The sequence below is a fragment of the Micromonospora sp. WMMD987 genome, assembly GCF_029581435.1.
Classification (GTDB): Bacteria; Actinomycetota; Actinomycetes; order Mycobacteriales; family Micromonosporaceae; genus Micromonospora; species Micromonospora rifamycinica.
In genome coordinates this window covers 4,180,677-4,202,227 of record NZ_CP120861.1, presented here as the reverse complement: position 1 = coordinate 4,202,227, position 21,551 = coordinate 4,180,677, and the positions used below count along the sequence as shown (strand labels likewise).

At 74.3% G+C, this 21,551-nt stretch carries 23 protein-coding genes and 1 CRISPR repeat array; of the genes, 18 read left to right on the top strand and 5 right to left on the bottom strand.

Annotated features, from left to right (window positions below; genetic code table 11):
• Positions 1-187: 187 nt before the first annotated feature.
• On the top strand, positions 188-1,234 hold the full coding sequence (locus O7612_RS17760) for a Gfo/Idh/MocA family oxidoreductase (RefSeq protein WP_282265696.1): 1,047 nt from the start codon (positions 188-190) through the stop codon (positions 1,232-1,234).
• A complete protein-coding gene (locus O7612_RS17755; RefSeq protein WP_282265695.1) occupies positions 1,227-2,315 on the top strand; it encodes a zinc-binding dehydrogenase in 1,089 nt (362 codons plus the stop codon). The genes O7612_RS17760 and O7612_RS17755 overlap by 8 nt, the downstream gene beginning before the upstream one ends.
• A 227-nt stretch (positions 2,316-2,542) precedes the next feature.
• Here the strand turns inward: O7612_RS17755 and O7612_RS17750 are convergent, their stop codons facing one another.
• Positions 2,543-2,884: a hypothetical protein gene (locus tag O7612_RS17750; RefSeq protein WP_282273948.1), complete on the bottom strand. Its 342-nt coding sequence runs from the start codon at positions 2,882-2,884 to the stop codon at positions 2,543-2,545.
• Positions 2,885-3,221: 337 nt separating this feature from the next.
• On the opposite strand from O7612_RS17750, the gene O7612_RS17745 reads away from it, so the two are divergent.
• The 7 genes from O7612_RS17745 (at position 3,222) to O7612_RS17715 (ending at position 9,896) form a co-directional block, all read left to right on the top strand.
• Positions 3,222-3,989, top strand: a complete 768-nt coding sequence (locus O7612_RS17745) for a DUF5753 domain-containing protein (RefSeq protein WP_282265694.1) — start codon at positions 3,222-3,224, stop codon at positions 3,987-3,989.
• Complete coding sequence (locus O7612_RS17740; protein WP_282265693.1) at positions 3,980-4,189, top strand: DUF397 domain-containing protein; 210 nt, start codon at positions 3,980-3,982, stop codon at positions 4,187-4,189. The genes O7612_RS17745 and O7612_RS17740 overlap by 10 nt, the downstream gene beginning before the upstream one ends.
• Positions 4,180-4,389: a DUF397 domain-containing protein gene (locus O7612_RS17735; protein WP_282265692.1), complete on the top strand. Its 210-nt coding sequence runs from the start codon at positions 4,180-4,182 to the stop codon at positions 4,387-4,389. Before O7612_RS17740 ends, O7612_RS17735 begins: the two co-directional genes overlap by 10 nt.
• A 44-nt stretch (positions 4,390-4,433) precedes the next feature.
• A CRISPR array of direct repeats spans positions 4,434-4,829; the repeat unit is 29 nt; unit sequence CTGCTCCCCGCGCATGCGGGGGTGATCCC.
• A gap of 341 nt (positions 4,830-5,170) precedes the next feature.
• A complete protein-coding gene (gene secA2 / locus O7612_RS17730; RefSeq protein WP_282265691.1) occupies positions 5,171-7,462 on the top strand; it encodes an accessory Sec system translocase SecA2 in 2,292 nt (763 codons plus the stop codon).
• A 178-nt stretch (positions 7,463-7,640) separates the two neighbouring features.
• The gene (locus tag O7612_RS17725) at positions 7,641-8,381 is read left to right on the top strand and encodes a GAF and ANTAR domain-containing protein (protein ID WP_282265690.1); all 741 of its coding nucleotides are present in this window, start codon (positions 7,641-7,643) and stop codon (positions 8,379-8,381) included.
• Between the two features lie 161 nt (positions 8,382-8,542).
• Complete coding sequence (locus O7612_RS17720) at positions 8,543-9,046, top strand: DUF2231 domain-containing protein (protein WP_348774235.1); 504 nt, start codon at positions 8,543-8,545, stop codon at positions 9,044-9,046.
• A 70-nt stretch (positions 9,047-9,116) separates the two neighbouring features.
• Entirely contained in the window at positions 9,117-9,896 is a 780-nt protein-coding gene (locus tag O7612_RS17715; protein ID WP_282265688.1) for a class I SAM-dependent methyltransferase, read from the top strand.
• Positions 9,897-10,007: 111 nt separating this feature from the next.
• Here the strand turns inward: O7612_RS17715 and O7612_RS17710 are convergent, their stop codons facing one another.
• Complete coding sequence (locus tag O7612_RS17710; protein ID WP_282265687.1) at positions 10,008-10,400, bottom strand: ankyrin repeat domain-containing protein; 393 nt, start codon at positions 10,398-10,400, stop codon at positions 10,008-10,010.
• Positions 10,401-10,568: 168 nt separating this feature from the next.
• Here O7612_RS17710 and O7612_RS17705 point away from each other — a divergent pair, with 168 nt between their 5' ends.
• From O7612_RS17705 to O7612_RS17665, 9 genes are all read left to right on the top strand, one after another.
• A complete protein-coding gene (locus tag O7612_RS17705) occupies positions 10,569-11,021 on the top strand; it encodes a cysteine dioxygenase family protein (protein WP_282265686.1) in 453 nt (150 codons plus the stop codon).
• A 56-nt stretch (positions 11,022-11,077) separates the two neighbouring features.
• On the top strand, positions 11,078-11,569 hold the full coding sequence (locus tag O7612_RS17700) for a rhodanese-like domain-containing protein (RefSeq protein WP_282265685.1): 492 nt from the start codon (positions 11,078-11,080) through the stop codon (positions 11,567-11,569).
• A gap of 137 nt (positions 11,570-11,706) precedes the next feature.
• Entirely contained in the window at positions 11,707-12,210 is a 504-nt protein-coding gene (locus O7612_RS17695) for a winged helix-turn-helix domain-containing protein (RefSeq protein WP_282273947.1), read from the top strand.
• Positions 12,211-12,492: 282 nt separating this feature from the next.
• Positions 12,493-13,101: a winged helix-turn-helix domain-containing protein gene (locus O7612_RS17690; RefSeq protein ID WP_282265683.1), complete on the top strand. Its 609-nt coding sequence runs from the start codon at positions 12,493-12,495 to the stop codon at positions 13,099-13,101.
• A gap of 46 nt (positions 13,102-13,147) precedes the next feature.
• Positions 13,148-13,792, top strand: coding sequence for a uridine kinase (locus O7612_RS17685; RefSeq protein WP_282265682.1), 645 nt, complete (start codon positions 13,148-13,150; stop codon positions 13,790-13,792).
• Between the two features lie 136 nt (positions 13,793-13,928).
• The gene (locus O7612_RS17680; protein ID WP_282265681.1) at positions 13,929-14,327 is read left to right on the top strand and encodes a TraR/DksA C4-type zinc finger protein; all 399 of its coding nucleotides are present in this window, start codon (positions 13,929-13,931) and stop codon (positions 14,325-14,327) included.
• A 617-nt stretch (positions 14,328-14,944) separates the two neighbouring features.
• Positions 14,945-15,373, top strand: coding sequence for a DUF2267 domain-containing protein (locus O7612_RS17675; RefSeq protein WP_282265680.1), 429 nt, complete (start codon positions 14,945-14,947; stop codon positions 15,371-15,373).
• 148 nt (positions 15,374-15,521) lie between these two features.
• Positions 15,522-15,827, top strand: a complete 306-nt coding sequence (locus tag O7612_RS17670; protein WP_282265679.1) for a hypothetical protein — start codon at positions 15,522-15,524, stop codon at positions 15,825-15,827.
• Between the two features lie 8 nt (positions 15,828-15,835).
• The gene (locus tag O7612_RS17665; RefSeq protein ID WP_282265678.1) at positions 15,836-17,107 is read left to right on the top strand and encodes a cupin domain-containing protein; all 1,272 of its coding nucleotides are present in this window, start codon (positions 15,836-15,838) and stop codon (positions 17,105-17,107) included.
• Positions 17,108-17,117: 10 nt separating this feature from the next.
• On the opposite strand, the gene O7612_RS17660 is transcribed toward O7612_RS17665, so the two are convergent.
• From O7612_RS17660 to O7612_RS17650, 3 genes are read right to left on the bottom strand one after another with little or no spacing between them, the layout of a single operon-like run.
• Complete coding sequence (locus tag O7612_RS17660; RefSeq protein ID WP_282265676.1) at positions 17,118-17,777, bottom strand: hypothetical protein; 660 nt, start codon at positions 17,775-17,777, stop codon at positions 17,118-17,120.
• A complete protein-coding gene (locus O7612_RS17655; RefSeq protein WP_282265675.1) occupies positions 17,774-20,458 on the bottom strand; it encodes an FtsK/SpoIIIE domain-containing protein in 2,685 nt (894 codons plus the stop codon). The genes O7612_RS17660 and O7612_RS17655 overlap by 4 nt, the downstream gene beginning before the upstream one ends.
• Entirely contained in the window at positions 20,451-21,542 is a 1,092-nt protein-coding gene (locus O7612_RS17650; protein WP_282265673.1) for a hypothetical protein, read from the bottom strand. The genes O7612_RS17655 and O7612_RS17650 overlap by 8 nt, the downstream gene beginning before the upstream one ends.
• Positions 21,543-21,551: the final 9 nt, after the last annotated feature.

Here is a 21,551-nt window from a genome sequence, read left to right as displayed (position 1 = left end):
CGTATGTGGTTTTCCCATCCCCGCATTGCCGTTAACCGGATAATCCCTAACAGCTTGATCACATCGCTCCACCGCCCGGTTCCCGGCAGGTGAACGCTGTGTTGCGGACCCGCCCCGGGTTTTGCCGCTCCCCGTCGGGGGGAGTGCTGACGGCGTGGGTCGTGACCGCGTCGAGAGGGCCGAGGGAATGCGTACGTGCCGGGTGGGGCTGGTCGGGGCCGGCGGGGTGGCGCAACGCCACGCCCGCGTACTGGGAGGTTTCACGGACGTCGACCTGATCGGCGTCACCGACGTCGCCCGGGAGGCGGCGACGGCACTGGCCGACGCGCACTCCGCCCGGGTCTTCGCCGACGTCGACGAACTGCTGGCCGCCGGTCCGGACGCGGTGTACGTCTGCGTCCCTCCGTTCGCGCACGGGCCGGTGGAGGAGGCGGTGATCGCGGCCGGCGTGCCGATGTTCGTGGAGAAGCCGGTGGCGGTCGATCTGGACACCGCCGAGCGGGTGGCCGCCCTGGTCGAGCAGCAGGGCCTGCGCACCGCCGTCGGGCACCACTGGCGGTACCTGCACGTGGTCGAGCAGGCCCGGGAACTGCTCGCCGACCGTCCGGTACGGATGGTCAACGGGGCCTGGTTGGACAAGGTGCCCCCGGTGGCCTGGTGGGCGGTGCGGGACCGCTCCGGCGGCCCGGTCGTCGAGCAGGCCGCCCACGTGCTGGACCTGATCCGCGCCCTGGTCGGGGAAGCCGTCGAGGTCACCGCGTACGGCGACGGCAGCCCACCCCCGGTCGACGGCGCCGACATCGACTCGGTGACCGCCGCCACCCTGCGCTTCGCCAACGGGGCGGTGGGCACCCTCGCCGCCGCCTGCGTGCTCGGCTGGAAGCACCGGGCCGGTCTGGAGATCCTCGCCGACGGGCTGGCCCTGTCGCTGGCCGAGGACGGCCTGACCGTGCGCGACGCCGACGGGGAACGCCACCTCCCGGCCGACCCGGACGGCGCCCGGGTCGCCGTGGACCGGGCCTTCGTCGACGCGGTCACCGGGGCCGGCGACGACATCCGGGTGCCGTACGCGGAGGCGCTGCGCACCCAACGGCTGGCGGTCGCGGTCGCGCAGAGCGCCCGGACCGGCCGCAGCGTCACCCTGCCCACCGGCCCGGCCGCGCTCGCCCCGGCGACCGCTGACGTCCGGGCCGGCGGCGGGCACGGGCCGGCGGGGGTGGCCCTCGATGCGTGACACGGTGGTGGTGGTCAGCGGCCCCGGGCAGGTCGAGCTGGCCGAGCAGGAGGCCGGTGAGCCGGGCGACGGCGCGATCCGGGTACGGACCCGCTACAGCGGGGTCTCCGCCGGCACCGAGCTGAGCTTCGTCAAGGGCACCAACCCCTTCCTCAACGTCACCTTCGACACCACCCTGGGCCTGTTCCGGCCCGGTGGGGCCAGCACCCCGTACCCGGTCACCCGGCTCGGCTACATGCAGGTCGGTGAGGTGGTGCAGAGCCGTACCCCGGCGATCGCCGTCGGCACCGTCGGGGCGATGACCTACGGCCACCGCACCGGCCACGTCGCCGACCCGCTGGCCGAACGGTTCGTGCCGCTCCCCGGGGACCTCGACCCGATGCTCGGCATCTATGTGGCACACATGGGGCCGATCTGCGCCAACGGCCTGCTGCACGCCGCCGCCGACCTGTGCGGCACCGACGTCCGGTCGCTCGGCGACGGGGTGCGCGGCCGTCGGGTGGCGGTGGTCGGCGGCGGCGTGGTGGCCCTGCTCACCGCCCTGTTCGCCAAGCGGCACGGGGCCGCCTCGGTGGTGGTGCTCGACCCGACCCCGCAGCGCCGGCAGGTCGCCGAGGCGCTCGGCCTGGAAACCCTCGACCCGGAGGCCGACGATCCGGCGGTGCTGCTCAAGACCCGCTGGCACCACAGCGCCGGGGACCGGGGCGCGGACATGGTGTTCCAGTGCCGGGGCCAGGCCTGGGCGCTGCACCTGGCGCTGCGCCTGCTGCGCCCCCAGGGCACCGTCATCGACCTGGCCTTCTACCAGGGCGGCGCGGAGACCGTCCGGCTCGGTGAGGAGTTCCACCACAACGGCCTGTCGCTGCGGTGCGCCCAGATCGGCCGGGTGCCCCGGGGCCTCGCCCCCACCTGGGACCGGGAGCGGCTGTCCGCCGAGACGATCGACCTGCTGCGCCGGTACGGCGACCTGATCCGCCAGCACCTGATCTCCGCGGTGGTCCCGTTCGAGGCGGCCCCGGCCCTGCTCACCGACCTGGCCGAACGCCGCCGCCAGGAACTCCAGGTCGTCCTCACCTGCTGACTCCCGCCCCAACCGCAGGGTTGCCGCGCCTGATGATCGCCTTGCGGCGTGTCGTCCCGCCCCGTTCGGACTGCTCCGTGATCACTTTGCAGAATGAAGCACTCCTTCCTGCGTGTCGTCTTCATTTCGGCAAGGTGATCATCGGGCGCGGCGTCGAGTCCGGCGATGCGCTGGAGCCTGTGGGAGCCGGTGCGGGAAACGACGGGTCAGACAGCTGGGTGCGCCGGTCAGGGAGTGGGCTCGTCGCCCGGTAGGCGTCCCCGTCGTGCGGTCGGTGCGCGCTGGTTGGTGCGCCGGACCGGCGGGGTGCCGGACGTCCGTGGTCGGGGTGCCGGTGGGGTGGGGGCGGGCAGCCAGTGCAGGCCGTCGCGGCGGACGTACAGCTCGCGGCGCCGGACCGCTTGATGGGCGGCGTCCAGTTGGTACGCGGTGATCCACACCCATCCCTGGTAGGTGTGCCGGTCGGTCAGCTCGCGGATGACCCGTACCGTGATCGGCTGGGTGAACTGCGGTGACGCGGTGCGGGTCAGGAGCAGCACGTCACCCGCCCGGAGCGGACGGTGGTTCACCGGGCCGCCCTCCGGGGGCGGGCCGGGTGTGGGCGGTGTCGGGGTGCTCGGCGACGGCTCGGGCGGCGACAGCGCGGGCGTGGGGGTGCCGGGCCGTGGCGCCGGATGGTGGTGCTGTAGGCGGTTGTGCTGCGGCATGGTGGCGTCCTGTCCCTCGGGTGTGGAGGGTGGGGCCGCCCACCCCTCGTCGTGCGGCCCCACCCGACAGGCGTCGCCGCTGGTGCTCGACCGGAACGGCGTCGTCGTCCTGCCGCCAGCTTGCCGAGAGTGCCTAGACAATCACACAGCGTTGTGCTAACTCTTGCGGACAGTTGCATTGTTCGGGGAGGGAAAAGGCATGAATCACGCGTTTGTCGAAGCGCTCGCCGAGGCGGGATACACCGCCGAGAGTCTGGCGGGACAACTCGGCCTGCACCCCAAGACCGTGGCCCGCTGGGCAAACCCCGGACACATCCCCCAGAGCCGGCACCGGGCCACCGTCGCAGACCTGCTGGAGCGAGATGTCGACGCCCTCTGGCCGGACATCGTCAAGCGGCGCGAGCCGGTCTGGTTCCGGCCCTGGGTCGACATCGAGCGGGAGGCGACCACGCTACGGGCTTTTCAACTGGCCTGGGTGCCCGGCCTGCTCCAGACCGAGGCGTACGCGCGGGCCACACTCACCGGCGGCACGCTGTCGGCCGAGGCGATGGACGAGCTGACCGACGCGCGACTGGCCCGCCAGGCGATCCTGCACCGGGAACGCAGCCCCCTGCTCGTCGCCGTCCTCGACGAGGGCGTCCTGCGCCGCCGGGTCGGCGACAGCCGGGCGCTCATGGCGGCCCAACTCGCCCACCTCCTCGCCTGTGCCGAGATGCCGAACGTGCAACTGCACGTCGTCCCGGCCGACGCCGCGAGCTACCCGGGGCTCGACGGGCCGTTCGTCATCGCCGACCTGCCGGAGGGGGCGCGGGTGGCCCACGTGGACGGTCCGGCCCCGGCGCAGATCCTGGACAAGCCGTCCGACCTTGTTAACCTTGAACGGCGCTGGGAACGCATCCGTGGCGAGGCGCTCCCTCGTGGACGGACCCTCGATCTCCTGAGAGAAGCGGCTGTATCATGGACCTGACCGGGGCGCGGTGGCACAAGAGCACGAAGAGCGGCGGCAACGGTGGAGACTGTGTAGAGGTCGCGGGGAATCTACCCGGTGTCGTCCTGGTGCGTGACACCAAGGACCGCGACGGTGGGGTGCTCGTGTTCACTCCGGCGGCCTGGCAGGGCTTTCTCGGCTTCGTCGGCCGGCAGGAAGTGGCTGCACCATGGAGTTGACCGGGGCGCGGTGGCACAAGAGCACGAAGAGCGGCGGCAACGGTGGCAACTGTGTGGAGGTCGCGGGGAACCTGCCCGGCGTTGTCCTGGTGCGTGACACCAAGGACCGCGACGGTGGGGTGCTCGTGTTCACTCCGGCGGCCTGGCAGGGCTTTCTCGGCTTCGCCGGCCGGCAGGAAGTGGCGTGCGCCGACAAGTGAAGTAGATCCAGTAAGTTGATCTACAGCGCCCCAGCTCAGAAAGTCTGCTCCCCGCGCATGCGGGGGTGATCCCTAGCCTGGTTACCTTGCTGGGCGCGCTGTTCGTCTGCTCCCCGCGCATGCGGGGGTGATCCCAACGAGGCCCACCGCCGCTTCGGCCCCGACCTCTGCTCCCCGCGCATGCGGGGGTGATCCCAGGCTCGTGCGTGCCTGCGAGATCCACGGTCCCTGCTCCCCGCGCATGCGGGGGTGATCCCGCCGTCGACGGCGACCGAGGCACCCACGAGATCTGCTCCCCGCGCATGCGGGGGTGATCCGGCTGTCACCGGATGACCACGACGCCAGAGCTTCTGCTCCCCGCGCATGCGGGGGTGATCCCTGATCCGAGCGCAGAGGCCGGGGGCGTGTGTACTGCTCCCCGCGCATGCGGGGGTGATCCCTCGGACTTCTCGGCCGACCGGGAGAGGTTCTTTCTTCCCGTCGTGCGCGGGGGCGTGGTGTCGATGACCATCCGACCCCGGGTAGCCGTCGTGGGGGAGTTGCCGTCGACCCCCCACCCGAGAGGTGGTGAGCTTCCTTCGGCCCCGCCCCGCCGGGAGTAACCCTGTTGATCATCGACGGCCGTCAGCCCGTGCCTCTGACGGCCGCCTGCAACCCTTTCCCGCAGGCGGGGTTGATCACCCCCGTTGACCTGCCCGGATGTGCCGGGAACTGGACACCGGGGCCACCACGCCCGGACCGGGCAGCTTTTTCCGGCCGGGTTCGCGTACCGTTGCCGCTCATGGGTGTGTCGCAACGGTTGAAGAGCAGGTTCCGCCGGTTCCTCCAGCGCCCGGGGACGACGGTCGACCTCGCTCCGCTGGAGAAGCTGCTGCCGCGGATCGCCGCGCGCGAGGACGAGCTGTCGGCGCTGGACGACGCCGCGTTGACCGAGGCCGCCGGTGCGGCCACGGAGTACGTGGAGATCTGCGCCGTCGGCCGGGAGGCCGCCCGTCGTGGCCTCGACCAGCGGCCGTACGACGTGCAGCTGCTCGGTGCGATGGCGCTGTTGTCCGGCAAGGTCGCCGAGATGGCCACTGGTGAGGGCAAGACGCTGACCGCCACCGTCGCCGCCTACGGGCACGTCCGGCTGGGCAACGGCCCGGTGCACGTGCTCACGGTCAACGACTACCTGGCCCGCCGGGACGCCGAGTGGATGACGCCGGTCTACCGGCTGCTCGGACTGAGCGTGGGCTGGGTCAACGAGGCGTCCACCCCGGCCGAGCGGCGGGCGGCGTACGGCTGCGACGTCACCTACGTCTCGGTCAGCGAGGCCGGTTTCGACTTCCTCCGCGACCAGCTCGTCACCGACATCGCCGACCGGGTCCAGCCGCCGCTGGCCACCGCCATCGTCGACGAGGCCGACTCGATCCTGATCGACGAGGCCCGGGTGCCGATGGTGCTGGCCGGTTCGGTCACCGGTGAGCAGGACCCGGTGCACGCCTCCGCCGCGCTGGTGCGCGGCCTGCGCAAGGGCCGGCACTACACGGTCGCCGACGACGGCCGCAGCGTCGCCTTCACCACCGAGGGCCTGGCCGCCGTCGAGGCCAAGCTGGGCGGCATCGACCTGTACGACACCGAGCACGTCGGGCAGCTCTCGGCGGTGAACGTGGCGTTGCACGCGCACGCCCTGCTGCACCGCGACGTCGACTACATCGTGCGGGACGGCTCGGTCGAGCTGATCGACGAGATGCGCGGCCGGGTCGCCCAGCGCCGTCGCTGGCCCGACGGCCTCCAGGCCGCCGTGGAGGCGAAGGAGGGCCTGGACGCCACCGCCGAGGGTGAGGTGCTGGGCACCATCGCCGTGCAGGCGTACATCGCGCTCTACCCCAAGCTGTGCGGTATGACGGCGACCGCGGTGCTGGTCGGCGACCAGCTCCGGGAGTTCTTCGGCCTCGAGGTGGCGGTGATCCCGCCGAACACCCCCTGCGTCCGTGAGGACGAGCCGGACCGGATCTACGCGACCCGGGCCGAGAAGGACGAGGCGCTGGTCGACGAGATCCGGCGCTGCCACGAGGCGGGTCGTCCGGTGCTGGTCGGCACGCTCGACGTGAAGGAGTCCGAGGGGCTCGCCGCCGCCCTGGACGCCGCCGGGGTGCCGTGCGTGGTGCTCAACGCCAAGAACGACGACGAGGAGGCGGCGATCATCGCCGAGGCCGGCGCGTACGGCGCGGTGACCGTCTCCACCCAGATGGCGGGTCGGGGTGTCGACATCCGGCTCGGCGGCAGCGACCAGGTCGACCAGGAGCGGGTGGCCGAGCTGGGCGGGCTGTACGTGATCGGCAGCGGCCGGCACGACAGCCGGCGGGTCGACGACCAGCTCCGCGGCCGGGCCGGCCGGCAGGGCGACCCCGGTGGCTCGGTCTTCTTCGTCAGCCTGGAGGACGACCTGGTGGTCCGGCACGCCGGCGACACGGTTCCGGCGTCGCCCCGGATGAACGCCGACGGCCTGGTCACCGACGAGCAGGTCGACTACGCGGTGGAGCACGCCCAGCGGGTCGCCGAGGGCGTCAACCACGAGATCCACCGCAACACCTGGCGCTACAGCGTGGTCATCGAGCAGCAGCGGATCGCACTGGCCGAGCGTCGGGAGCGCCTGCTCACCTCCGACATCGCCGCGCTGATGCTGCTCGACCGGATGCCGGACAAGGCGGGCGAGATGGACGAGGACCTGCTGGCCCGGGTGGCCCGGTCGATCGCGCTCTACCACACCGACCGGCTCTGGGCGGAGCATCTGGCCGAGCTGTCCGAGGTGCGTGAGGGTGTGCACCTGCGGGCGCTGGGTCGACTCGACCCGCTCGACGAGTTCCACCGGGCGGCGGTGCCGGCGTTCACCAACCTCATCCCCGAGATCGAGACGCGTACCCTGGCCACCTTCGAGGAGACCGAGTTCGCCGAGGACTGGGAGCCGGACGCCGCCAAGCTGGTCCGGCCCAGCGCGACCTGGACGTACCTGGTGCACGACAACCCGTTCGGCTCGGAACTGGACCGGCTGATCGCCTCGGTCGGCCGCCGGCTCGCCGCGGCCCGCTGAACGTCACGAGCAACCCCTCCGGGTCGGTCCGGCACCGGAGGGGTTGCTTTACGCGGTTTCGATCCGGTTTTGGCAGGGTAGTAGCCCCAGGCTCACGACTCGGAAGAGAGATCACGACGATGACGCAGGCAACGACGCCGGTGGCGGGCGGCTGGTGCGCTACGGAGCCCGTGGTTCGGTGAGACTGGACATGCGGGAGCTGACGAGTGACACGCTCGGGGTGCTGGAGACGGCCGCCCTGTTACGGGAGTTGACCGCGGGGCTGATCGCGGTCGACGACTTCGACGCGGCACTGGCCGAGCTGGTCCAGATCACCGCCGACGCCGTGCCGGGAGTGGTCTGGTGCGGGTTCACCGCGTTGCGGGCCGGGGAACCCGCCGGGGTGGCCGCCTCCGATCCCCGGCTGGCCGAGCTGGACGACCTGGGGCACGGTGGGGAGTCACCGGCGATGAACGCGATCCGTCGCCGGGAGATGACCATCGCGGCGGACCTCACCACCGAGGACCGGTGGCCGGCGTGGTCCGAGAGCGCCCGCCGGCTCGGCGTCCGCGGGGTGATCTCCGCTCCGGTGGATGTCGACGAGCAGTCGATCGGCTCGATCAACCTGTACGCCGACCGGGCCGCCCTGCTGGGCACCCGGCAGCAGCTCACCGCGATGCTGCTGGCCGAGCACGCCGGGCTGCTGCTGGCCGCCGTCCGGGACCGGGCCAGGCGGGCCGAGCGGGCCGGTGAGCGCGACGGCGCGCTGCTCGGGGAGAACGTGGTGGGCCAGGCCGTCGGGGTGATCATGACGCAGCGCGGCTGCCCGGCCCCCGAGGCGCTGCACGTGCTGCGCAGCGCGGCGTCCTCGCTGGACATCCCGCTGCGGGAGGTGGCGGAGCGGCTGGTCACCACGGTTTCCCGCCCCCGCGAGTCGTGATTCCTCCACCGCTGTCGGGTGTCACCCGCCGGACGGTTGCCGTCCGGCGGCCGGGTGTCGTTTCTTCCCGGCCCCGCGAATCCTGGCGTGCCCGTTTCGCCGGGCGGGACCTCGGGTAGCACCCTGGACCGGTGAGCTGGGTCGATCCTGGGGAGGAACCGATGGAGAGCCGCCTGAGGGTGCAGGGGCATCCCATCCAACCGATGCTGGTGACGTTCCCGTTCGGGCTCTTCGTCAGCGCCACCGTCTTCGACCTCGCCGACGTGGCGGGTGGCCCGGTGTTCCTCGGTGAGGTCGGCTACTGGACGGCGATCGCCGCCCTGGTGGCCGCCGGGCTCGCCGGGGCGGCCGGCATGGTCGACCTGTGGGACGTACGGCCGGGGCCGCACCGCCGCACCATGGTCATGTTCAACATGGTCAACGCGGGTATGGCCGCGCTCTTCCTGCTGGCCTGCCTGATCCGGGCGGACGCCCCGCAGCGCGGCGCGACCGGCATGCTGCTGGTGACCGAGTTGGTCGCGCTGGCCGTCGGCGCGGTCGGCGTCGGGCTCGGTGCCCGGCTGATGCGCCAGTTCGACTCCGGCCACCGGGAGCCCACCGGCTTCGACACCCTCGACGGCGTGCCCGCCGGTTCCACCGTGGAGATCCTCCGCTCCACCCCCTGACCGCCGGGTGGGTGCGCGGCCGGTGGCTAATCGGGTTGCCGGTCGTGGCCCGGTGGCACAGGGTGGGCGCATGGTCGAGCGGAGCTGTGCCGAGTTGATCGCCGAGGCGGCGGCCGCCCCGGTGGACGGTTGGGGGTTCGGCTGGTTGGACGGCCGGGCCACCGAGGAACGTCCACCGTGGGGCTACGCCCGCCAGGCGGCCGCCCGGATGGCGGCGGTCGACGCGGCGTTGGACATCGACACCGGTGGGGGCGAGGTGCTGGCCGAGGTGCCGCAGCCGCCGCCGTTGCTGGTCGCCACCGAGGCGTGGCCGCCGAACGTCGCGGTCGCCCGGCGGACGTTGCGTCGGGTCGGCGGCCGGGTGGTCCAGGTCGCCCCCCGCTCCCGGCTGCCCTTTCGGAACGCCAGCTTCGATCTGGTGACCAGCCGGCACCCGGTGGACACCGACTGGGCGGAGATCGCCCGGGTGTTGCGGCCCGGCGGGCGCTTGCTGTCCCAGCAGATCGGCGCGGGCACCATGCGGGAGCTGAGCGAGGCGGTGCTGGGGCCGTTGCCGCCGCCGGCCACCCGGCACACCGCCCAGGCGGTCGCCGCCGCCCGGACCGCCGGCCTCGACGTGGTACGCCTGGAACGGGCCACCCTGCGGGCGGTGTTCCACGACATCGGCGCGGTGGTCTGGTTCCTGCGCAAGGTGGTCTGGACCGTGCCGGACTTCGACGTGGACCGGTACCGCCCGCAGCTCGAACGGCTGCACGCGCGGATCCGGGCCGACGGCGCGTTCGTCGCCCGGTCCCGACGGTTCCTGATCGAGGCGGTCCGGCCGGCCGCGCGGGACGTCGGGTCGGCCTGACCGGCCCCTGGGCCACGTCGGGTCGGCCTGACCGGCCCCTGGGCCACTCGGGGGAGCGGTGCCGACGGTGGGCCGCCTCCGGCCGGGTGACCGTGCCGGGCCGGTGCCGGGTCAGGGGCCGGCGAGCAGGGTGAGCATGTCCGGCAGGTCGAAGAAGCGGGCCGTTTCCACCGCCGACGGGGTGCCGTGGTCGGGGTCGGCGCCGGCGTCGAGCAGTGCCCGTACCGTCTCGGTGTCTCGTCGGAAGACCGCCGCGGCGAGCGCGGTCTGCCCCCGGTCGTTGACCCGGCGGTGGTCCGCGCCCCGGGCCAGCAGCGCCGCGACGGTTTCCGGGCGGGCGTGGTAGGCGGCCAGGATGAGCAGGGTGTCGCCCTTGGCGTTGGTCATGTTCACCGGGAGCCCGGCGTCGACCTGGCTGCCGAGTTCCGCGGCCTCGCCCGCGCGGGCCAGGTCGAACATCCGGTGGGCGAAGGCCAGTGTCTCGGCGTCGAACTCCTCGGTCACCGGTCCAGCCTAGAGGTCGGTGTGCGGGTGGGCGGCGCGGACCGACCGTGCCGGCCACGACAGGGAATCGTCGCGGACGCAGCCGGCATCCCAGCATCCGGTATTACCTACTAAACCTATAGGCTTTGACGTTTAGAGTGTCCGGAGACGCGTCACACGGGAGTAACCATGACCAGCACCCGCACCACCGACCTGCTCACCGTCGCCGGCCGGTACACCGACCCGACCACCTGGTCGGTGCCGCTGCGATTCGACCGCGCCGAGCGCTGGTACGCCCTGCTCGCCTCGACCGGCGACCACGAGGTCTGGGCGCTGAGCTGGCTACCCGGCCAGGGCACCGACCTGCACGACCACGGCGGCTCCTCCGGTGCCTTCCTGGTGGTGGCCGGCGAGCTGACCGAGCAGACCGTCTCCGGTGGCCGGCTGCGCCCGCACCGCCTCACCGCCGGTGCCGGCCGCCGGTTCGGCCCCCGACACGTGCACCAGGTGGGCAACCGCGGTGACCAGCCCGCGGTCAGCGTGCACGTCTACCTGCCGGCTCTGCGGCACATGACCCGTTACCACCTCGTCGACGGCCGGCTCCGGGCCGCCGAGATCGACCGGGCCGGTATCTCCTGGTGACCCCGCCCGTTCCCGTTCCCCCCACCCGTCGGCTCGCCCATGGAAGGACCGCGACGATGCCGTTGCACACCATCCCCACCGAGAGCTGTCCGGCCCCGCCCCCGGGGTCGCGCGGCATCGACGAGATCCTCGCCGAGGCCCGGAACCGGCTGCGCCGGCTCGATCCCGAGCAGGCGCACCTGGCCCACCGGGGCGGGGCGCTGATGGTCGACATCAGACCGGCCGCCCAGCGTGCCGCCCACGGCACCGTGCCGGGCGCGCGGGTGATCGAACGCAACGTCCTGGAATGGCGGCTCGACCCGCGCTGCCCGGCCCGGCTGACCGAGGCGGTCGACTACGACCTGCCGGTACTGGTGATCTGCCAGGAGGGCTACACCTCGTCGCTGGCCGCCGCCGCGTTGCAGGACATCGGCCTGCACCGGGCCACCGACGTGGTCGGCGGCTTCGTCGCCTGGCGGATCGCCGGTCTGCCAGCCCTGGGGCCGACACCGTCGCACCACACCCCGCCCCTCGCGCCGCCGGTGACCGCCGGCCGGACGCCGCACTGACCGTCGCGCCCCACCGGGCCTGGCGGACGCACCGTACACAGGAGGCTCCCATGTCCCTCGTCACCCTCACCGCGCGTCCGCACCCGCCGGGCCGCCCCGACCGGGTGGCGCCGGGCCGGCCCCGGTCCACGCCGTCGCTGACCATCACCCTCGACCTGGCCGCCGGGCCGCTGACGCCCCGCCTGGCCCGCCTGGTCGACCTGCTCGGCGAGTTGGCCGAGACGGGGGAGGGGGTGGTCCGGTTCAGCGAACCGGCCGCACCGCGCCTGCTGTCGGCGGTGCCGGCCCCGCGCCCGACGCCGACCGTCGGGGAGCCGGTGCCGGCCGACGGCGGCCCGGAGACCCTGCGGATTCTGGCCGGCACCCGGGTGGTGCGCCACGGCGACCGGGAGATCCCGCTCACCCGCATCGAGTTCGACCTGCTGCTCTTCCTCGCCGAGCACCCGCACCGGGTCTTCACCCGGCTCCAACTGCTCGCCAGTGTCTGGGGGTACGAGCACGCCGTCGTGCGCACCGTGGACGTGCACGTCCGCCGGCTACGCGCCAAGCTCGGCGCGGACGCACCCCTGGTGACCACCGTGTACGGGGTGGGTTACCGGCTCGCCGACGACGCGCGGGTACGGATCGAACGGTTTCACTGAGTATCACCGGCACGACGCGACGCACCCGACTCGTCCGAGCGGGTGCGTCGCGTCGTGCCGGCCGTCGTTGACCGGGCGGGCACCCCCGTATCCGGGCAGTTCGGCGCTTCTGCTGTAATCATCTGGCTCGTACGCAGAGCGAGGGATCGGCTGCTAACTGTTCGTCGATTGTCACATTCATGCAACGCGGTCGCCCCTTGACCCCCGTCCAGGGGCCGGGAAGCATCGATGCAGCGGCGTCCCGGGCCGTGGGGAGATTCCGGACCAGCCCCAAGGAGGACCATGTCGGTCAGCCCTGCATCCTCGCGCGCCGGTTGGCATACGTCCCAGCCCTCGGTTCCCGGTCGGCCCCCCGGCGGCCAGCGGCGGCCCACCCACGCCACCACACCCGTGCTCACCGTCACCCTGTCCATCCCGCTGGCCAGCGAGGAGTCGCTCACCCCGCCGGCCCGCCGGCTGCTGGAGGCGGCCCGGGAGATGCTGGAACGCGGTGAGGGCACCATCACCACCACCGGCGTTCCCGCCGAGCGGCGACCCGAGCAGACCCCCACCGGGCGGCCCCCGGCCCGCACCCTCGCGGCCACCATCCCGATGCTGCACATCCTGGCCTCCTCCCGTTCGGTGCTGCGCGACGGCGAGCCGTTGCCACTGACCCGGCTGGAGTTCGACCTGCTGCTCCACCTGGTGGCCCACCCCCGGCGGGTGTTCACTCGGCTGCAACTACTGAACGCGGTCTGGGGGTACGAGCACGCCGGTGTGCGTACGGTGGACGTGCACGTCCGCCGGCTGCGCGGCAAGGTCGGCGTGGACGTCCCGCTGGTGACCACGGTCTACGGGGTGGGCTACCGGCTCGCCGACGAGGCCCGGGTCACCGTCGACCGCACCGGCTGACCGGGGCACCGGGACCGGCCGTCGCCCGGCGGGGCACCATGGTCGGATGCGTGTCCGCCCGATCTCGCCCGACCGGCTCGTCGCCGAACTGACCGAGCGGCTCCGCACCGCCGCCACCCGCGGCCCCGGCCACCTGCGGGTCGCCGTCGACGGGGCCCCCGCCGCGGCCCCCGACCGGCTCGCCGACGCCCTGGTCGATCCGCTGCGCACGGGTGGCCGTCCGGCGCTGCACCTGCGGGCCGGGGACTTCCTCCGCCCCGCCTCCGTCCGCTTCGAGTTCGGTCGGACCAACCCGGACGCCTACTACGAGGGATGGACGGACGAGGCCGGACTGCGCCGGGAGGTGCTCGACCCGGCCGGTCCCGGCGGTACCGGCCGGGTGCTGCCCTCGCTCTGGGACACCGGGACCGACCGGGCCAGCCGGGCGCCCTACCAGGATCTGCTGCCGGGCACGGTGCTGCTGGTCAGCGGGGCGCTGCTGCTCGGCGGGGGACTGCCCTTCGACGTCACCGTGCACCTGCACCTCTCCCCGGGCGCGCTGGCCCGCCGTACCGACCCGGCGCAGCGGTGGACCCTTCCGGCGTTCGCCCGGTACGCCGACGAGGTCGCCCCGGCCTCCTTCGCCGACGTGGTGGTGCGGGTCGACGACCCCCGCCACCCGGCCCTGGTGCACCGCGACGACACCGACTGACGGCCCGGGGAATCCGGTGGTTTACCGGGCGGCGACGCTGGGTAATCGCCCGGCTCACAGGGCACGGATGATCTCGCCGTGCCGTCCGCGTCCGGGGCAGGTCCCCGCGCGCCCGGCCAAGGAAAGGCAGGCAGCGATGCTCGTCCACGACAGCGTCGGCACCGCACGTACCGAGGTGGAGGCCGACCGGATCCGGATCGCCCTGCGGGCCCGCTACGACGAGCTTTCCGCCGAGTACGAGCACACGGTCGCGCAGAGCCAGGTGCTACGGCTGGTGGAGGTCGGTGACACCGCCGGCGACGACCAGGCCGACAGCGGCACCAAGACCGCCGAGCGGGACACCGCCCAGTCCCTGCTGCGCGCCATCCTCGACCGTCGGGCCCAGTTCGAACACGCCCTGACCCGGTTGGACGAGGGGACCTACGGCTTCTGCGAGGGCTGCACGTCGCCGATCCCGGTCGAGCGGCTGGAGATCTTCCCCGCGGCCACCTCGTGCGTGGCCTGCAAGCAGCACCGGGAGCGGCGGGCCGCCTGAGGCGGTCACCTGCCACCGGCACCGGTCCGCCTCCGGGCCGGTGCCCCGTCCCGTGGGCGGGACCGATGCCGACGCCACGGTCCGGGTCGCCGGGCCGACCACCCGGCCGGGTCGAGCGCCCTCCGGACTGCCCCGGCCGTGACCGGGCGCCCTGCGGGCCGACCACCCGGCCGGGGCTGGACGCGCTCCGGGTCCACCGTCGACGGCACGGCGTCCAGCCTGCCCGTCGGCCGTCGGCTCCGGCTCACCCCGTCAGGCTCACCCCCTGCGGGTGAGGACGGCTCACCCCGCCACCGGCCAGCATGGGTGGTGCCGGTAGGCCGTCCGGCCGGGGACGTCCCGGTCGGGTCGTGCGGGCCGGGACAGTTGCCGGCCGGGTCCTCCGGCCGGACACCGAGCACAGGCACGGAGGTGACCGACATGGAGGTACGGGTGGTGGCGGATCCGCGGCGGGGCGCGGTGCTGCACGTCGTCGGTACGGGCGGGGACAGTCGTCGACCGGAGCGGCCCGGCCGCCCCGGCAGCCCGGCCCGGCAGGGGCGGGGACCGTCGGGGCCGCCCCGACGCGCCGAGGACCGGCGGTCAGACGGCGATCCGAAGGCCGGGGGGTGACCGCGATGGCAGAGCACCTGATGTCGGCGGTCGACTCCTCCGTGGACAAGACCAACCTGATCCTCAAGGACATCGAGCAGGCGTACGGCTGGCCCCGGGCGCAGCGCAACCAGTCGTACGCGGCCCTGCGGACGGTGCTGCACCTGCTGCGGGACCGGATGACCGTGACCGAGTGCGCGGAGTTCGCGGCGCAGCTACCGGTGCTGGTGCGGGGCATCTACTTCGACGGCTGGCAGCCGGAGAACGTGCCGGTCAAGCTGAACCGGGACGACTTCCTCTACGAGATCCGTCAGGGCTTCCCCTACGACGTGGAGGGCGGCCCGGAGCGGGTGGCCCAGGTGGTACTGGACACCCTGCGTCGGCACGTCACCCAGGGCGAATGGCAGGACGTCAAGTCCGGCATGCCCCGGGACCTGCAACGGTTGATTCCCTGACCGGACCCGTGGCCACCCGTCCCGACGATCCGGGTCCGTGCGTCGGAGGGGCCGACTACGGTGGGGTTAGAGAAGATCGTGTCGGGGGTACCACCCGCTCACGACAGACCCCGCCCCACGGCGGGGCAGCACATCCGAGGGAGCACCCATGGCACTGAACGACGACGACATTCAGACCACCAGCGGCGGCGGCGTCGAGGGTCCGGCGGACGGCGGGGCGACCCCGGGTCAGCACGACGGTGGTGCCGACGGCAGCGCCGAGGGTCCGGCGGACGGCGGGGCGACCCCGGGTCAGCACGACGGTGGTGCCGACGGCAGCGCCGAGGGTCCGGCGGACGGCGGGGCGACCCCGGGTCAGCACGACGGTGGTGCCGACGGCAGCGCCGAGGGTCCGGCGGACGGCGGGGCGACCCCGGGCCAGCACGACGGTGGCGCCGACGGCAGCGCGCGCTGACCGACACCATGGCGATCATCGATCCGCCGGGCGGCCACGGCCGCCCGGCGGTCCCGCCCGCCGCGGCGTCGGCACTGGCCCGCTGCGTCAGCCTCGAACCGGAGAAGTTCGCCGCTGCCCACTGGGGCCGGGCGCCGTTGCTGTCGCGGGCCGCCGAGCTACCCAACACCGACGGGTTCACCGACCTGCTCAGCCCCGAGGACGCCGACGAGTTGCTCAGCCGGCGCGGGCTGCGTACCCCGTTCCTACGGGTGGCCAAGGACGGCCAGCTGGTGCCGGCGGCCCGGTTCACCGGTGGCGGCGGGGCGGGTGCGGAGATCGGCGACCAGGTCCGCGACGAGCGCATCCTGGAGCTGTACGCCTCCGGCGCGACGCTGGTGCTCCAGGGGCTGCACCGGCTCTGGCCCGCCCTGATCGACTTCGCCCGGGACCTGGGCACCGCCCTGACCCAGCCGTTGCAGGTCAACGCCTACCTCACGCCGCCGGGCAGTCAGGGTTTCGCCACCCACTACGACACCCATGACGTCTTCGTGCTCCAGGTAGACGGCCGCAAGCACTGGCGGATCCACCCGCCGGTGCTCACCGACCCGCTGGAGCGGCAGCCCTGGGGCGGGCGGGCCGACGAGGTGTCCGCCACCGCCGACGGCCCGGCGGCGCTCGACGTGGTCCTCGAACCCGGCGACGCGCTCTACCTGCCGCGCGGCTGGCTGCACAGTGCCCAGGCACAGGAGTCCCGCTCGCTGCACCTGACCGTCGGCGTCCGCGCGTTGACCCGGTACGCCCTGGTCGAGGAGCTGCTGGCGTTGGCCGCCGAGGATCCCCGGCTGCGGGCCGGGCTGCCCTTCGGCACCGACGTCGCCGACCCGGACGCCATCGAGCCCGAGCTGGCCGAGACGGTGGAGGCGCTGCGCGACTGGCTGCTGGGGGCCGACCCGGTCGCGGTCGCCGCCCGGCTGCGCGACCGCGCCTGGCCGGCCGCCCGCCCGGCCCCGATCCGGCCGCTCGCCCAGGCCGCCGCGCTCGACACGCTGGCGGCGGACAGCAGGATCGCCCCCCGGGACGGCCTGCGCTGGCAGCTCACCGCCACCGCCGACGGTCGGGTGGCGCTGCGGTTGACCGACCGCACCGTCACCCTGCCCGCCCAGTGCGCGCCGGCCCTGCGTGCCCTGCTCGGCTCGACCGGCGTCCGGGTGGGCGACCTGCCCGGCCTCGACGACGACGCCGACCGGCTGGTGCTGGCCCGCCGGCTGCTGCGGGAGGCGGTGGCCGTCCCGGTGTGACGCGGACCGGTCAGCGGCTGGACACCAGCAGCAGCACCGTGGTCAGCACCCCGGCGGCCAGGACGATCGCCAGCGGGCGGGGGCCGAGCAGGGCGTGCCGCCGGTCGGCCAGCCGCTTCGCCGGTGCCAGCCCGGCCACCGGGCCGAGCAGGGTGACCACCAGTGCCAGCACCGGCATACCCACCGCCAGGTCACCGCCGTAGCGCTGGCCGACCGCGCGGGCGGCGGCCCCGAGGGCGTACGCGACGACCGCCCCGGCCACCCCGCAGAGGGCGAGCAGTGGGTTGACCGACCCGGGCAGCTCACCGCGCTGGCCGGTACGGTCGAGCAGTTCGCGTACCCCGTGCAGCAGGGGCACCGGGTCGCCGGTGACGTCCCGGGCCGGCCCCGGCGGGTCGCCGAGCCGGCGGGTGCCCAACCGGGACCGCAGCTCGGCCCAGAGGTGACCGACCTCGGTGTCGACTCGTTCCAGCATTGACCGGGCGTCGGTCACCTCCTGCTCGGCGTCGTGGAGCTGGGTGACCGCCTGCTGCACGGCCCGCTCGGCGGCGACGCACTGCTGGTCGTGCCAGGCCTGCGCCTCGGCCCGCTGGGCGGCCACCCGACCGGTCAGCTCGGCGAGCCGGCGGACGTGGGCGGCGTAGGTGTCACTGGCGACCGGTTCGTTCATCGGGACGGACCATAGGGGATGATCACCTGTCCGGTGCGGTGCACCGCCCGGTCGAAGAAGAGTCCGCGCCACGGACGCGGGTACCAGTCCGGGCCGCCGGAACCCGGGTAGAGCGCCGAGCCCAGCTCGCCGCCCTGCACGTCGAGGGCCACCCAGGCGCCGATCTGGTCGGTCCGGGCGGCCGGCCCGCCCAGGTCGGCCCGCATCCGGGCCACCCCCCGCCACCAGGCCAGCACATGGGTACGCCGCTCCGGCCCGTCGTGCAGGATCCGGCGCAACCGGTCCAGGCCGGTGGCTCCGGGTGAACCGGTGGCCAGCGCCCCGGCCGCCGCGTCCACGGCGAACAGCAGCAGGTAGTGCGGGGTGGACGGGGTGCCGGGTCGGGTCAGCGCGGTCGCCGTCTCGGTCATCAGCTCGGCGACGGTCTCCTCGTCGTACCAGGCGGCGTCGTCGGCGAGGTCCTCGTAGAGGGCGCGGGCCGCCGGGTCGGCGTCCGGGTCGAGGCAGGCGATGGAGAACCGGGCGCTGCCGGGGCGGTGCTGGCGGGCCAGTGAGCGGGCGGCGGCGTCGAGCACCGCGCACGCCTCGTCGACCCGGGTGCCCAGGACCGCGAGGTTACGGCCTGGCGCCCGGGGCAACCGCAGCGCCGCCGACCGGGACTGCACGTCGATGATCTCACCCAGGACGGCGACCGGCCCGCGCGGCGGGAGGTCGTCCCCGGGCGGGGTGAGCGCCCGGAAATCGGGGGCCTCGGCGAGCCGGGGGATCGCGTCGCCGTCGAAGAGCCGCGCCGGGGCGGCGTCGGCGGGCCGCATCCTCCACAACCGGTGCTGCAACTCGCTCCAGGTCTCCCAGTCGCTGGCCGACGGGATCCGGGCCACCTGGTTGCCCTCGGTCATCCCCGACTCGGCGTTGACCACCGCGTGGTGCCGGGGCAGCGCCTGCGCGGCGTCGTTGCGTTCGGCGAGGATGCGTAGCGCCTTGGGCAGCGCGATCCGCAGGGTGAACTGGGCCACCAGGGCGGGCCGCCCCCACAGCGCCTCGATGCCCCGGACGTCCTGCGAGGCGAGCACCAGGTGGATGCCCTGCGAGCGGCCCCGGCGGGCCAGGTCCTCCAGCAGGTCGGCGGCCTCCCGGGCCACCACGTCCCGGCCGGCGAGCAGCGCCTGGAACTCGTCGACCACCGCGACGATCCGGGGCCAGTGCCCGGTCGGATCCACCGCCCGCAGCTCGGCCAGCTTGGTGACCTCGTGCTTCTTGGCCGCGTCGGCCCGTCGGCGCAGCTCCTCGGCGAGGAAGCGCAGCAGGGCCAGACCGAACTCCCGGTCGGTGTTCACGTTGATCCCGACCAGCCGCATGTGCGGCAGCCAGCTCGGATCGCGGCGGCCCTGCGCGAACCGGGCGAAGGACACCCCCTCCTTGAAGTCCAGCAGATAGAACTCCAGTTCGGCGGGGGAGTAGCGGGCGGCCAGCGCGCCGATCCAGGCGAAGATGAGGTTGGTCTTGCCGGTGCCGGACGGCCCACCGATCAGGGCGTGCGGAGGGTAGTCGCCGAGGTTCAGCAGCACCGGGCGGCCGTGCGGACCCTCGCCGATCGGCGCGGTCAGTCCGTGCGCCGAATCCTCCTTCCACATCTGCTCCGGGGGCGGGAGCAGGTCGGTGAAGGGCGTCGGCGGCGGGCCGGCGTTGACCCGGGCGGCGACCTCCCGGCAGGTGTCGGTGACCAGGGTGGCCGGTGGCGGCGGATCGAGGCGAACCGGTGGGCCGGGCGGGGTGCCGATGCGGGCCTCGCCCGGCCCGGCGACGATCCGGGTGAGGCTCGGGTCGTCCGGCAGGTCGATGCCCCGGACCACCAGGTGCACCCCGCAGGCCACGCCGGTGCGGACCACCCGGTCGAGCTGGCCGCGTTCGTGCCGGGACAACTCGTCGCCACCGAGCAGCACCGCCACCCGCCACGGCTCGGGCCGACGGCCGGTCGCCAGGGCCAGGGCGCGCAGGGAGCCGTACTCGCCCGCGAGCACCGTCTCGTTGATCCGGCGGATCTGCTCCACCAGGTCGTCGAGGAGGCGGGCCAGGCCGCCCGGACCGACGAAGGTGAGCAGCCCGGCGGTGCCGAGTGGGGCGAAGCCGGCCAGCCCGCCGCCGAGGTGCTCGGGGTCGTAGCCGTAGAGCCGGACGGCGCCCGGGTCGGCCCGGCCGACCCCTCGCAGCAGCAGCGCCGACACCACCGCGTCGGCACCCTCCCGGTCGTCGCCGTGCAGCTGCACGTGACCGGCGTCGAGCAGCGGCACCAGCGCCGGGACGGGCTCCGCGCCGGGTACCCGCAGGGTGCCGATCCGCAGCGGACCGGGGGTCTCGCCGCGTCCGGTCGGGGTGGGCCGCCACTGCGGCCAGGCCGCGGAGGCCGCGCCGGGGGCCTCCCGACGGGCCGCCTCGGTGGCCCGGTGGGCCAGCTCGGCGAGCCGCGCGGCGTGCCGCTGGTCGATCTCGACCAGCCGTCGGTCGCGTTCGACGCCCACCCGCTGCGGCACCGTGGCGGCGGCCCGCCGGACCCGGGTCAGCCGGTCCCGGGCGACGCTCAGCTCCGACTCGGCCGAGGCGAGCCGGGTACGGGTGACGCCGAGCGCCTCGGAGAGCATCCCCCGTACCCGCGCCGCCAGCTGGGCCCGCAGGTCAGCCATGGGGCCTGCCGTCCGTCCACGGGCTCCTGCGGCCCGGTGCGCTCAATCCGGGAGGTGGTCCCGCTCCCGGTGGCGGGCTCGGCGCGGGCCGGCGTTGCGGGGTCGGCTCGGGCCGGCGCGGTGGGCGTGGCTCGGGGCGACGTTCGGCGGGTGGCCGCGGTCGGGACCGGTCGGTCTCCGGTGCCCGCTCGGGCGGCTGCGGGGCCGGCTGCCGGGACGGGTCGGGCTCCTCGCGGGGCAGGTCGCGGCCGAGCCGGGCCAGCAGCACGCCGGTCAGCACCCCGGCGGTGACGGCGGGATCGGCGGCGTGCGGCTGTTCGCCGTCCCCCTCGCCCCGGCGTGGCGGGGGCATCCGGCAGACCCGGGTGAGCAGGGTTTCCAGCACCGGCGGTGGCAGGCCGGGCAGCAGGTCGCGGACCCGACCGTCCAGTTCCCGGCGCAGCCGGGGCAGGTCGTCGGCGCGGGGTGGATGCCCGAGCAGCTCGCCGGCCAGGTCACGCAGCAGCGGCGGGGCGATCGCGGCGAGGCCGAGGCCGACGTCGGCGTGGGCGGCGCGCAGCTCCCGGTGCAGCCGGTCCCGGTCGCCGGAGCGGATTCCGGTGACCACCCGACGCAGCAGCTCCCGCGAGTCGGCGACCCGCTCGTCGGGCTGCTCCGGCGGACCCTCCCGGCCGCCGGTCAGCTCGGCCACCCGGACCGCCCACCAGCGCTTGACCGTGGGGTCCTCCTCGGTGGCCGGTGGCGGGGCGGCCGGTGGCGGGGTGGCGTCGCCGCGCGGCCCGTCGTGCCTCGGCGCGGGACCGGTCGCCCGGGGCGGGGGCGGGCCGTCGGGGGCCAGCCCGATCGCGGCCAGATAGCCGGTGAGCTGTTCCTGGGCGACCCGCAGGGCGTGCCCGGCCGACTCGGCGTGCTCGGTGGCGGCGGCGAGTTCCGGCACTCCCATCGGGTTGGCCGACTCCTGGCGGACCCAGCGCAGCCGCTCGGTGGCCTGGCCGAACTTCTCCAGCGCCAGGGCGAGCTGGGCGAGGGGGAACTCCTCGGCGGCGGCCCGTACCTGCGCTCCGACGTCCTCGACGATGGACACGGCGGCCCG